Here is a 13,033-nt window from a genome sequence, read left to right as displayed (position 1 = left end):
ACCCCCCACAATTATCTTAGCAATCATTTTTTTCGTTTGATAAACCAATACGTTACTTTTTTGATAACAACATCATAAAAATTGAATTTTCTGTTCATATTTTTCATATTTATGCTATATATATAGTTGTATGCTTTCAAAAATGTTCTTCGGAGGTGTTTTCAATTGAAAATTTCAAAGAAGAGAAGACAGGAACTGATAAGGAAGATTATACATGAGAAAAAAATAAGTAATCAATTCCAGATCGTAGAAGAACTGAAAAAATATGGAATAAAAGCTGTTCAACCGACCGTCGCTCGAGATCTGAAAGAGATAGGTGCCGTGAAGATCATGGACGAGAGCGGAAACTACGTGTACAAACTTCTCGATGAAACCCCTGTGATCGATCCATGGAAAGAGCTGAAAAGAAACTTCAAATCCTTCGTTGAGAGTATAGACAGGGCAGGGAATCTCATCGTCATAAAGACGATACCAGGTACCGCAAGCGGTATCGCTCGGGTTATAGACAGACTCGACATAGACGAGATAGTGGGCACTCTCGCAGGAGACGATACCATATTCGTTGCTGTGCGCGATCCAGAAAGCTGTGAGAAGATAGTTGAGAAGCTCTCATCTATACTCTGACTTTTCTTCTGATCGCAGTGTAGATCACAGGGATCACAAACAAAGTGAACAGCATGGATATAAGCATTCCAAAGATCACCACCCACGATATTGGAGACTCTATTTCCGATCCTTCTGCGTGGCTAAGTGCAGTTGGTAGAAGCGCAACGATCGTGGTGAAGGTGGTCATCAGGATGGGTCTCAACCTGCTCTGAGCACCTTCAAGTGTGGCCTCTAAGAGACCTTTTTCCTGTCTTATCTGTTCTATTCTTGTCAGCATCACGATGGCGTTGTTCACAACCGTTCCCGAAAGGGTGAGAAGACCAACAAGAACGGGTACATTCAGTGAGTATCCGTTCACGAAAACCGCGAAGGCAACCCCAACGACAGCGAAGGGTATGGTGAAGAATATAATGAAAGGCAGTGTGAAAGACTCGAACTGCGCAGCGAGAATCATGTATACGAGTGCGATCGCTATGTAAACAACATACTGAAGCTCCGAAAACGCTTCGTCCATGAAACTTTTCTGTCCGGTGATTTCCACTTTTACACCAGAAAGATCAATTTCATTTAGAAGATTTTCTACTTTCTTTGCAACTTCGCCGATCGAACCTTCTATACTCACCAGATCTACGTAAACAACACGTTCTCCATCGGAGTGTTCCACTATAGAAGGAAGTGTTTCCCTCGATATGTTTGAAACTGCACCAAGAGAGACATCCCCTTTGAGACCAGTAAGCGAAATCTTCGATAAGTCTTCGGGAGATAGAGATTTTGCCTTTTTCAAAACGATGGGAAGTGTTCCTTCTTCCGTTCTCAGTGTTCCGATTTTCTTCCCGAGAAGGTAGGTCTGGAGATCCAAAAAGACCTGGCCTGTCACCACACCGTTCATGAGGGCTTTGTTCCGGTCTATTTTCACATGAAGGACTTCCTTTTCAAAGGAATTTCTTATCTGAATCTTTTTGACTTCCTGCAGTTCCCTTAAACGCTCGAAGATTTCTTTTGCTTTTTCCTGTATCAGAGAAAGATCATCTCCTCTCACTTCGATCGTCACAGGATAGCCCAGAATTTCGTATATCTGCTGTGATTGCTCAAGAACTTCTATTTTCGCTTCTGGAATGTTCAGCTGGGAGATGGCATTCTTCAGTTTCTCTCTGTTTTTCGCGAATTCCCTCCTGCTTCCTCCGAGGTTCACCATTATTCTTGCTTCGTTCTGTCCCCTTCCCATTATTTGAGAGTAGATATTCGTTATTCCAACTTCCGAGTAGAAAGAAGAGATTTTGTACTCGTTTCTGTGTTTGTTCAGGTAATCTTCTATTTGCTCTACAGCTTCGGTGGTTTTTTCATAAGACGACTGAGAGGGAAGTTTCACATCTATCACCATGAGATTCGTCTGGAAAGACGGGAGAAAACCCAGAGGTTTCGAAAGAAGGTAAATCACGGAGATTGCAACCAGAGCAAAAGAAATCACCAGGACCAGTTTCTTTCTCTTCAAACACCATTCCAATGCCTTCCGATAATGCTTTTGCAGTGCTTCGGTGAGTTTTCCTCTTCTTGGCTTTATCCACCTTGTACCCGCTGGAACGACGACTGTAGATACGAACAGCGAAGAAGAAAGTGCGAAGACGAACGCAATGGCGAAATACTTGAACAGTCTCACTACAAAACCTGTGAAGAACACTATGGGAAGAAAAACAGAAACGGTTGTGAGTGTGGAAGCAAGAATCGCCAGCCACACCTCTCCCGCACCTTTTCTCGCAGCGTCCGGTATTGGATCACCGAGGGAGCGATGGCGGTATATGTTCTCAAACACGACTATGGAATTGTCCACCAGCATTCCCAGTGCCATGATGAGACCGCCCAGCGTGAGCGTGTCGAGGTTCAAGCCGAAGGCGTAAAGAAGAACAAAGGTGATCGTGAGGGACAGCGGAATGGAAAACGAAGTGACGATGGTTGACGTGAAATCCTTCAAAAAGATCAAAACCACCACGAAAGCCGCGATGAAGCCGTAGAGAAGATTCTTGAGAAGATTGTCGATCGCTCTTTCAGTGTAATAAGCCTGGTTCATGGCCTCTATGTAATTTATTTTGGAATCTCTCAGTATCCTCTTTATTTCACGGACAGTTTTGACGGTGTTCGCACCGCTTCTTTTGTAGATAGCGATGAGAGAAGCCTTCTTTCCGTTGACCCTGACTTCTCCCTGAACGCTTTCGTTCGTTATATTAACCTCGGCTATGTTTCTCAATCTCACGGGAACGAGTATGTTCGGTACCTTACCCTGCAGAAGGGACTGGTATTTCACTCCCCTGAAACCAACTATTGTGTTTTTGAGATCTTCTATGTTCTCAAACCGGCCATCGACGGAAACGGGGTAAATGTTTCCTTCAGAATCGCTCACATAGCCGAACGGGTAAACGAGATTCCCTGAAAGGATGGTCTCTATCAACGAAGGATCAACATCGAACCGTTTTATTTTCTCCTGATCAAGTATAACCTCGACGATTTTTTCTGGTTTTCCCATCACTTCTACACTGGCGACTTCCGGCAGTCTTTTGATTTTCGACACGACATCTTCGTAGTCATCTTCCGTTGAGAAAGCATACACGGGAAGTAAGGAAGGATCGAACTCTACGACCACAGGATTCGCACCCTCTGGCAGGTCGCGAGTGGCAAGATCTACGTACCTTGAGAGTCTTCCAACGGCTTCGGAGGTTTTCACATTCCAGTCGAACTCGACGAGGATGAAAGAAACGGAATCCATCGACATGGAGGTGAACCTTCTAACACCCGGAGTTGAGGAAATGTACCCTTCAAGAGGTTTGGTTACGAGTTCTTCGACTTCTTCCGTGCCCGCTCCCATGTACGTGGTTATAACAACAGCGTAAGGGTACTCTATCTGAGGAAGAAAATCCAGCTTGAGATGCTGAAACGAAATGAAACCAAGGAAGACAACAGCTGTCAACAGCATAAAGATGGCTATGGGTCTTCTCGAAGAGATTTCCGCGATCTTCACTTCGATCCCTCCCCGACAGAACAAATTATAGCTCACTTTCGATCTGAATTGTTATTATCATTCAAAAGTTTCATTTGCTATACGATATTGTTTCTAAAAAATTATATATTCGATTTCCATCATTATGAGACGAATATATGTTTGTACAAATTCTCATACGACCCCTTGACATCCCATTCTGTGCCTCACTATAATTTCTCATGGATGAGAAAAGGTTCTGAGGAGGTGGCACAATGGCAGAAAAGAAAGAATTCGTTGTGGGAATAGACCTTGGAACGACAAATTCTGTTATAGCTTGGATGAAACCGGACGGTACAGTTGAAGTGATACCGAACGCTGAAGGAAGCAGGGTCACACCATCCGTGGTTGCGTTCACAAAGAGTGGAGAGATACTCGTAGGAGAACCCGCCAAGAGACAGATGATACTCAATCCTGAACGAACGATAAAATCCATAAAGAGAAAAATGGGAACTGATTACAAAGTGAGAATAGACGATAAAGAATACACTCCTCAGGAGATCAGCGCGTTCATCCTCAAGAAGCTGAAGAACGACGCGGAAGCGTACCTCGGTGGTGAAATAAAGAAAGCCGTCATCACCTGTCCCGCTTACTTCAACGATGCCCAAAGACAGGCAACGAAAGAGGCTGGAATCATAGCAGGTCTTGAGGTCTTGAGGATCATCAACGAACCAACCGCAGCGGCCCTCGCTTACGGACTCGATAAAGCTGGAAAAGAAGAGAAAGTGCTGGTTTACGACCTCGGTGGTGGAACGTTCGATGTCTCCATACTCGAGATAGGAGAAGGTGTGATCGAAGTCATCGCTACAGCTGGTAACAACCACCTCGGTGGAGACGACTTCGATCAGAGACTCATCGACTGGATGGCAGAGGAATTCAAAAAACAGCACGGAATAGATCTCAGAGAAGACAGACAGGCGCTTCAGAGATTGAGAGACGCTGCCGAAAAAGCCAAGATAGAGCTTTCAACGAAGATGGAAACCGATGTGAGTTTGCCGTTCATCGCTGTCTCTCCGAGCGGACAGCCTCTGCACCTTGAAATGAGAATCACCAGAAGTCTCTTCGAATCGCTCACAAGAGATCTCGTCGAAATGACAAGAGGCCCAATCGAACAGGCACTGAACGATGCAAAGCTCTCACCACAGGATATCGACGAAATCATACTCGTCGGCGGTATGACCAGAGTTCCAATGGTGCAGAGGTTCATAAAGGAGTTCTTCGGAAAAGAACCCAACAAGAGCGTCAACCCGGACGAAGCAGTTGCTATCGGAGCAGCGATTCAGGCGGCGATACTCGCAGGCACCGAAGGAGCAAAGGGAAGAGATATCGTTCTCGTCGATGTAACACCACTAACACTCGGAATAGAAGTCAAAGGCGGACTCTTCGAACCGATAATCCCGAGGAACACCAAGATACCCGTGAGGAAGAGCAAGATCTTCACAACGGTTGAAGACGGTCAGACCGAAGTAGAAATCAGAGTCTATCAGGGTGAAAGGCCGATTGCGAGGGAAAACATCTTCCTTGGAAGCTTCAAACTCGTTGGAATTCCACCGGCACCGAGGGGTGTTCCTCAGATAGAGGTCACGTTCGACATAGACAGCGACGGAATAGTCCACGTTTCCGCAAAAGATCTCGGTTCTGGAAAAGAACAGTCCATGGTAGTCACAGGAAGACACAAGCTCTCCGAAGACGAAATAAAGAGAATGATAGAAGATGCGAAAAGATACGAAGAACAGGACAAACGTCTCAAAGAAGAAATCGAACTCAAGAACAGAGCAGACGATCTCGCATACAGCGTAGAAAAGACTCTGAAAGAACACGGAGATAAGATACCAGCGGATCTCAAGTCCAGACTCGAAGACATGATCAGAGAACTCAGAGACGCGATAAACAGAAACGACATACCAAAAGTGAAGATGCTCTTCGATGATCTCCAGAAGGAAAGTATGAAGATAGGAGAATACCTCTACAAATCTGCAACTGGTGGAGAAACATCGAACCAGTGAAAAGGGGGTGACACGATGCTCCTTGGAAGAAGAGAAGACATCTTCAGGCCGTTCAGGGAACTCCAGAGGGAGATCGACAGGCTCTTCGATGACTTCTTCAGGACGGAGGTCAGACCCGCTAAGGAGTTCTTTGCACCAGACATGGATGTGTACGAAACAGACGATGAAGTAGTGATAGAAGTAGAAATCCCAGGCATAGACAGAAAAGACGTCAAAATAACGGTTGAAGAGAATATCCTGAAGATCTCCGGTGAGAAGAAGGTCGAAAGAGAACAGAAAGGTAAAAACTATTACTACGTTGAAAGAAGCGCTGGAAAATTCGAAAGGGCAATCAGACTCCCAGACTACGTCGACGCAGAAAAGATCAAAGCAGAGTACAAGAACGGAGTTCTCACGATAAGGGTGCCAAAGAAAGAGGAGAGGAAGAGGAAAGTAATCGAGGTGGAAGTTCAGGAGTAAGGGGAGCGAACGCTCCCCTTTTTATTTTTTTAGAACTCCACGATATAAACGAAGTCCCCAGTGTTGAGCATCGCTGCGTTCGCTTCATCTGTGTCCACGTGGAATTCCAGTGCGAAGTCTTCCCTCACTCTTATGAGAACATCATCGAAGATCAGTTTTCTGTCTCCGCTTTCAACGATCACCTTCACAAGATCTTTGTCTTTAACTCCATAGTGTTCGGCATCCTTTGGGTGCATGTGTATGTGTCTTTTTGCTATGATGACTCCCTTCTCTTTAACCAGAATGCCGTTTGGACCTATGATGACTATTCCCGGTGTTCCCTCGAGATCTCCCGAGTCTCTAACAGGGGGTCTGAGTCCGAGTTTGAAGGCATCCGTTCTGGAGATCTCGACCTGTGTTTCTCTTCTGACAGGTCCCAGTACGCGAACGTTCTCTATCGCGCCTTTCGGTCCTACTATGGTCACTGTCTCTTTCGCTGCGTACTGACCGGGCTGTCTGAGATCTTTTATGGGGGTGAGTTCGTAGCCTTTGCCGAAGAGAATCTCCAGGTCCTCTTTTGAGAGATGGACATGCCTGTTGCTTACACCAACGATTATTCCAGGTTCTTTCTTTGTCACTGGTACACCTCCCTCACTTTATGCATTATTCCATCTTCTATCATGGCACACTTCTATTTCTTTTTGATTGAAAGTTAATTAAAAAACGTATCTTATTCCAACCACGATTATTGCCGCAAAGACGATCCATCTCACCCAATTTGCCCCCTTCTTAACGGAGAAAGTAGCTGCAAGCCACGCTCCTGTCATATTTCCAAGCGCGAGAATCAAGCCGTAGAGGAAATTAACCTTTCCGTTCAGAATGAAAATTATCAGCGAGATTATGTTGTACGAGGCTACGATAAAAACTTTTATCGCGTTTGTTTTGACCAGTTCGTATCCAAGAAGAAGAGTGATTGCCGGCATGAGAAGAAAGCCCACTCCCGCTTGAATGAACCCACCGTAAATACCGATCAGAAAGAAGGCGATGTATATGAGAACCCAGTTTCTCTTGACGGATCTATCCTCAAGCCAAATTCTTGGTTTCCAGACAAGAGAAACGGCCATGACGAGGAAGATAACACCAACGATTTTCTGAAGCAATTCTTTTTCTATCTGAACCGCTATGGAACTCCCTAAGATCGCTCCCACTATGGCCGGCAAAGCAACAAGAATCGCTTCTTTTATTTTTAGAACTTTCTTGGCTTTGAACCTTTCAATTGCCACAAGATTTTGAAGTATTATGGCGATCCTGTTTGTTCCGTTTGCAACATCTATTCCGAGTCCCAGCGCTGTTAGAATGGGAAGTGTGATCATTGAGCCACCACCTGCAAGAACATTTAAAAAGCCCGCGAGGATACCCCCAAGGAACACAAGAACGATCACCTCAGAACACCTCCAAAAAAGTTTTGAAAAATTTTACCACTCTGTTCTTTGCTTTTGTGTTAGTGTGAAATATATTTGTTTTAACATATTATGTTTTATGCATACAAACCAGGTTAGTTCCAATCATTCACAAAGTAGGTGATGCGTGTACCTGGCATTGGAAGGTCGATACAGAGTATGCAATTACCGGTAACGAAAAATTTCATGCAGGTTTGTGGTACCGGAAGCTATGCGTTAAAAAAGGAATAATGGATGATATGAAGAGACAATACGAAGAGAATTTGTGGTAATCGATGACGTGTAAGTGCTTTGAATTCGAGAAATTAGTAGTTAACTTCTAACACACTGAGGAATACCTTCTTTCATCTATTTGTGAAACATGGAACTAATCGATTTTTACCAGAAACACCTCAAAATGCCCTGACGTAGGTTGATATAATTTATCTTCTGTTTTTTGCTTGTGTTCTTTCGTTGTTGGACTATGCAATTATTCCATTTTTCCAAACAGTACTTGAAGGTGCTCTCTTGTGTGTTAGAATGGTTTATGGAAAGGGAGGATATGGAAGGTCAAAAAACATCTTGCTTTCAGATTGTGTTTGTGGTATAATTTCTCTTGAACTCAACGGGTTTCAATAGTTCCTTAGAGGTATGGAAACGGGCACAATGCGGGAGCATACGATATGATTTCTCTATTGTTTCAATAGTTCCTTAGAGGTATGGAAACCGGTTGCCTCTGCAATCATTTTTACACGGCCATTAATGTTTCAATAGTTCCTTAGAGGTATGGAAACAGGTTGAACCTCGTTGCAACATCGTTCTCAGCGTTCAGTTTCAATAGTTCCTTAGAGGTATGGAAACATTGACAATCCGGAAAAATGAGGTATGATAAAAGGTTTCAATAGTTCCTTAGAGGTATGGAAACAAAGATACGTTCGCAATAATCGCTGTTGAAGCAGACGGGTTTCAATAGTTCCTTAGAGGTATGGAAACTAAATCTCCACGTGGACAGGATACTTTTCGAGGAGCGTTTCAATAGTTCCTTAGAGGTATGGAAACCGCTCTCAAGCGGAGAAGTGATAGTGCACAAACCGAGTTTCAATAGTTCCTTAGAGGTATGGAAACAGAATACTGCCACAGCCCAGCCTACGCCGCCGAGCGGTTTCAATAGTTCCTTAGAGGTATGGAAACACTTCTTTTGATGCAGTAGTCGGTGAGTATGAAGTTGTTTCAATAGTTCCTTAGAGGTATGGAAACATTTTTAAAGCACACCAAAAGCCCGCCGGATAATCCCGCGTTTCAATAGTTCCTTAGAGGTATGGAAACACACCGAAGAAGTCAAAAGCCCCATCAACCTCACCAGGTTTCAATAGTTCCTTAGAGGTATGGAAACGGCTAACGGAAGGTATTTTGCTGGATCCCTGAGTAGTTTCAATACTTCCTTAGAGGTACGGAAACTTGTCTTGTATCGATGATCTCCGCTAAGCTCAACAAATTTCAATGCATCCTTTAAACAAAAGTGCCCGTGAGGGGCGCTTTTTTGTTTCAATGTATGGTAGTATTACATTCAAAGGGGGGATTTTTTCTGGAGATTTTGAAAGTCGTTGATCTGAAGAAACACTACGGTGACGTGAAGGCCGTGGACGGGATAAGTTTCACCGTGGAGCGTGGAACTGTTTTCTCCTTCCTTGGACCCAACGGTGCGGGAAAAACCACGACCGTTGAGATACTCGAAAGTCTCAGAAAGAAAGACTCCGGGGAGATCTACTATTTCGGTGAGAGAAAGGATGTCTTAGATAGAGAAACGAAGAGAAAAATTGGTGTGTGTCTCCAGAAAAGTGCCTTTTTTGAAAACCTCACCGTTTGGGAAACCCTCAAATTGTTCCGCGGGCTGTACGGAACGGGATTGGATCTCAAAGAAGTGATGGGATTGTTTTCTCTTGAAAACATAGAGAAAAAAATGGTGAAAACACTCTCTGGGGGCCAGCTTCAGAGACTCGCAGTGGCTGTGGCGTTCATCAACGATCCGGAGATTGTTTTCCTCGACGAACCAACGACAGGTCTTGACCCACAGGCGAGAAGGCAGATATGGGACACCATAGAACACTTCAAAAATCTTGGAAAGACCATCTTTCTCACCACCCATTACATGGAAGAGGCAGAGAGACTATCTGACCACGTCTGCATCATAGACCACGGGAAGATCATAGCAGAAGGAACTCCTTCCTCTCTCATAAGCTCTTCCGGGCTGAAAACCGTCGTCGAGTTTGACTGTGATCAGGACGTGAACGTGAGATACTTGGAGAAAAAAGAGAACCACTACGTTGTGGAAACTGATGCCCCAGAAGAACTCATAAAAGATCTCCTGAAAAATTGGAACGTTTCAAACATCGTGATAAGAAAACCGAATCTTGAAGATGTTTTCCTGAAGCTCACAGGCAGGGATCTCAGAGAATGAGGCATCTTGTTGTTTCCATTCTGAAAAACGATTACTTCAGAACTAAGAGCGTTCTTTTTTGGAATTTCCTTTTTCCAATACTCCTCTATCTCATTCTCGTATCCATCTTCGGAGATATGTCTTCTAACATGAACCTGAGGATAGGACTTGTGGGAGAGAGTAGTTTGGTAGAGAGTGTGTTCAGCCATCTCCCATCCGGTATCGAGATCATCAGAACACAGAACCCTGAAAGAGACCTCAAATACGGAAAGATCGATGTTTGTGTGATTCTACCGGAGAACTTCGACAATCTCTTCACAAAAGCTATCATCTTTTCCAAAACGAAGATCTCTGTTCCTGTAGAGATCACCATTCTCTACGCTCCGGAGAGGCAGGAATCCATTGTCCTTGCGAACGTTGTTTCTAACATACTCGAGTCGCTCGACCTTCAACTAAGAAAGGTAAAGGAGGTAGAAGTGGAGTACAGAAAAAAAGAAAGGCAGGCTATCAATTACTCTCACTACATTCTTCCTGCCGTTCTTCTTGTGGGTGTGATGTCCGTCGGCCTCTTCACTGTTCCGTATCAGCTCGCTCTCTACAGAGAGCAGGGAATTTTGAAAAGAATCCTCGCTTCTCCACTGAGAGGTCATCACTACTTTTTCTCCATAGTCGTCTGCGGACTTTTTGCCATGTCCATCACTTCCGCTTCTGTGACGCTCTTTGCACGTTTTGTGTACGGAGTAGAGTTCCCCATCAATGTATCCTTCTTAGGCGGTGTGCTTCTTTCCTTTCTTACGTTTCTGAGTGTGTCTCTGCTCATGGTGTCTCTGTTCAAAACCTTCTCCGCTTTGAGAGCAGCTTCGCAGGTGTTCAACCAGGTGTTCATGTTCCTCGGAGGTTTTTACTTCGATGTCTCCGGAATTCCTTGGCCGATCAAAGCGGTTGTTCTTGGAAATCCTGCAACCTACTTGGTGGATTATCTGAGGGGATCTTTCGGATACAGAACGATTTACTCGAATCACTTTTTAGTGCCGATCGTGTGGATAGTACTCTCTTTAGTTCTCTTTTTTTTGAACTGGAGGAGGGTGATGATGGTTGAGTGAGTTTTTGGCTCTGTTCTCTGCTATGTGGAAAGAATCGTGGAGGGATAAAATTTCCACTTTTTTCAGCATTGCTTTTCCCGTCATGTTTCTTCTGATTTTTGGTTTTCTTTTTGGCGGTTCCGGCAATTCTGTGAAAACAGCAGTTGTGACCGTCGATTACGATCTTTCGGATTTTGGAGATGTTTACACCTCGCTCGAGGAGTTGAAGGGCTACTACCACGAAGTGGCGGTGGTGGAGAAAGAAAGAATCATCTTTATAAGAAACACAACGGACGAATACTATCAATCGCTTCTCGACTCCTGGGAGATCTCCCTCAAAAACAAGGTCACAAGGCTCCTCAACGGTCTGAATCCCGTCATCATGGTGAAAAAAGAAGTTCTGAAAGCCGCAAGAGAGCTCACACCTTTCGATTACACCCTCACGGGTGTGATCGCCGTATCTCTACTCTCGATCGGGCTCTTTGGAACCGTGGACGTGTTCTCCCGCTATCGTGAAAGAGGCTTTTTGAAGAGGCTCAAAGCAACTCCCGTTGGAAACTTTTCCTTTGTCTTTGGTCTCATCTCAGCGAGGATGTTCTACGGAATTTTGAGCACCGCTCTCATAATGCTGCTGGGAACTTTGATCTTTAAAGCAAGCTACGAACTGAACGTGTGATATCCGTCGTCAGTTCTGTTCTATCCTTCATCGTACTTGGAGCTTTGATATCAATTCTGTTCAAGAAATCCGATGTGGCAACGAATGTTGCTGTGATTCTCTTCACCATTATGATGTTTCTAACAGGTGTTTATTTTCCGGTCTCGTTCCTCCCTGATTATCTGAGAGTTGTCTCTTATTTCCTACCTGTGAAATATGGTGTGGAACTCATCAGGTACTCATTGGGCTTTGAGATATTTCCGTTCAGCAGGTACATTATCACCGCAGTGATCATGTTCTTAGCTGGTCTTATGTTTGTCTTTTACACCGCATCACTCGTTCTGAGAAAAGAGGACTAAAGGTTCCACCTGACGATCTCGGAGAGCTCTTTTCTCACCCTTTCTGAGCGTTCCAGCTCCCTGTGTTTCTCGGAAAGCTCACTTTCGTCTCCCAGGTATCCTACAGCGATCAAGGTTATCAGCACGTGATCTTCAGGGATTTTCAGGATCTCTTTGACCTTCACAGGATCGTAGCCTGCAACGGGATGAGCCACAAGGCCCATTTGTGTTGCTTGAACAAGAATGTTTCCCACGGCAAGCCCAGTGTCGAACAGGAAGTAATCTCTGTTATCTGGAAGTGCACAATCGAAGTCTTTTTTCGAATGAACCGCTATCAAAGCGGGTGCGTTCTTCATCCAGTAGTTTCCACCGGGAAGTGCTTCGTGTATCTTTTTGAGGAGTTCCTCTTCATCCACTACCACGAACCTCCACGGCTGGTTGTTCATGCACGAAGGAGCAAGATGAGCTGCTTTTATGAGAAGTTCTAACTCCTCTCTCGGTACTCTGTCTTTTTTCAACGCTCTCCTTGCCCTTCTCCACTCTATGTGTTTGTTCAGTGAAAGGTCTTCTTCTATCAGTCGATCTAAAGCTTCTTTCACTTCCTGAACATGTCCTTCGACCTTCACTCTTCTCCATTCTTTCCTCACAAAGCCCCATCTGTCTATCAAGAAGGTGGATCGAACTGTTTTTCCGTTTTCCAAAACGTTGAAAAACTCATGGAGAATTCCTTCTGGATCTGAAAGGAGAGTCACTTTGAGATCGTTCTTTTCTTTGAATCTCTTCAATGCTTCAACACTGTCTCTGGAGATCCCCACTACCTGGGCCTTCTCGAAGTTTTCCTTGGAGAATTCGACGGCTTCTCTCGTGCAGCCGCTCGTTCCTGCCTTAGGGAAAAAGAAGAGGATGGTGTACTTTCCGTAAAGATCAACGTGAGTAAAAGTTTTCCCTTCGTCTGTGAGGAGTTCAAAGTGCCTCACCCTCATGAAACTCACCTCCAACAAGTT

The 13,033-nt window shown here is 44.6% G+C and carries 11 protein-coding genes and 1 CRISPR repeat array; of the genes, 7 read left to right on the top strand and 4 right to left on the bottom strand.

Annotated elements, in window-relative coordinates; all coding sequences use genetic code 11:
* Positions 1 to 165 precede the first annotated feature (165 nt).
* Positions 166 to 624: an arginine repressor gene (gene argR, locus TPET_RS02770; RefSeq protein ID WP_004083185.1), complete on the top strand. Its 459-nt coding sequence runs from the start codon at positions 166 to 168 to the stop codon at positions 622 to 624.
* On the opposite strand, the gene TPET_RS02765 is transcribed toward argR, so the two are convergent.
* Positions 614 to 3,616: an efflux RND transporter permease subunit gene (locus tag TPET_RS02765; RefSeq protein ID WP_048810855.1), complete on the bottom strand. Its 3,003-nt coding sequence runs from the start codon at positions 3,614 to 3,616 to the stop codon at positions 614 to 616. The two genes, argR and TPET_RS02765, sit on opposite strands and share 11 nt — an antisense overlap.
* Positions 3,617 to 3,849: 233 nt before the next feature.
* Between TPET_RS02765 and dnaK the strand changes: the two genes are divergently transcribed.
* Together dnaK and TPET_RS02755 are read left to right on the top strand one after the other, a co-directional pair.
* Entirely contained in the window at positions 3,850 to 5,640 is a 1,791-nt protein-coding gene (gene dnaK / locus TPET_RS02760; RefSeq protein WP_004083187.1) for a molecular chaperone DnaK, read from the top strand.
* Between the two features lie 15 nt (positions 5,641 to 5,655).
* Entirely contained in the window at positions 5,656 to 6,099 is a 444-nt protein-coding gene (locus tag TPET_RS02755; protein ID WP_011943168.1) for an Hsp20/alpha crystallin family protein, read from the top strand.
* A gap of 29 nt (positions 6,100 to 6,128) precedes the next feature.
* On the opposite strand, the gene TPET_RS02750 is transcribed toward TPET_RS02755, so the two are convergent.
* Together TPET_RS02750 and TPET_RS02745 are read right to left on the bottom strand one after the other, a co-directional pair.
* On the bottom strand, positions 6,129 to 6,716 hold the full coding sequence (locus TPET_RS02750) for a phosphate propanoyltransferase (protein WP_008193527.1): 588 nt from the start codon (positions 6,714 to 6,716) through the stop codon (positions 6,129 to 6,131).
* Positions 6,717 to 6,794: 78 nt separating this feature from the next.
* The gene (locus TPET_RS02745) at positions 6,795 to 7,520 is read right to left on the bottom strand and encodes a sulfite exporter TauE/SafE family protein (protein ID WP_011943167.1); all 726 of its coding nucleotides are present in this window, start codon (positions 7,518 to 7,520) and stop codon (positions 6,795 to 6,797) included.
* Between the two features lie 626 nt (positions 7,521 to 8,146).
* A CRISPR array of direct repeats spans positions 8,147 to 8,975; the repeat unit is 30 nt; unit sequence GTTTCAATAGTTCCTTAGAGGTATGGAAAC.
* 94 nt (positions 8,976 to 9,069) lie between these two features.
* Between TPET_RS02745 and TPET_RS02740 the strand changes: the two genes are divergently transcribed.
* The 4 genes from TPET_RS02740 to TPET_RS09640 are packed head-to-tail and all read left to right on the top strand — an operon-like array spanning position 9,070 to position 12,050.
* Positions 9,070 to 9,975 (top strand): ABC transporter ATP-binding protein, encoded by a 906-nt coding sequence (locus tag TPET_RS02740; RefSeq protein ID WP_011943166.1) that lies wholly within the window; start codon positions 9,070 to 9,072, stop codon positions 9,973 to 9,975.
* Positions 9,972 to 11,057, top strand: coding sequence for an ABC transporter permease (locus TPET_RS02735; RefSeq protein ID WP_011943165.1), 1,086 nt, complete (start codon positions 9,972 to 9,974; stop codon positions 11,055 to 11,057). Before TPET_RS02740 ends, TPET_RS02735 begins: the two co-directional genes overlap by 4 nt.
* Positions 11,050 to 11,712, top strand: coding sequence for an ABC transporter permease (locus TPET_RS09645; protein ID WP_274378305.1), 663 nt, complete (start codon positions 11,050 to 11,052; stop codon positions 11,710 to 11,712). Before TPET_RS02735 ends, TPET_RS09645 begins: the two co-directional genes overlap by 8 nt.
* On the top strand, positions 11,709 to 12,050 hold the full coding sequence (locus TPET_RS09640) for an ABC transporter permease (protein WP_274378304.1): 342 nt from the start codon (positions 11,709 to 11,711) through the stop codon (positions 12,048 to 12,050). Before TPET_RS09645 ends, TPET_RS09640 begins: the two co-directional genes overlap by 4 nt.
* Here TPET_RS09640 and TPET_RS02725 read toward each other — a convergent pair.
* The gene (locus tag TPET_RS02725; RefSeq protein WP_011943164.1) at positions 12,047 to 13,012 is read right to left on the bottom strand and encodes a nitroreductase family protein; all 966 of its coding nucleotides are present in this window, start codon (positions 13,010 to 13,012) and stop codon (positions 12,047 to 12,049) included. The two genes, TPET_RS09640 and TPET_RS02725, sit on opposite strands and share 4 nt — an antisense overlap.
* Between the last annotated feature and the right edge of the window lie 21 nt (positions 13,013 to 13,033).

Origin of the sequence: Thermotoga petrophila RKU-1 (assembly GCF_000016785.1) — a bacterium.
Lineage (GTDB): Bacteria > Thermotogota > Thermotogae > Thermotogales > Thermotogaceae > Thermotoga > Thermotoga petrophila.
Note: the sequence above shows the minus strand (reverse complement) of the source record. Positions and strands in the feature narration are given on the sequence as shown.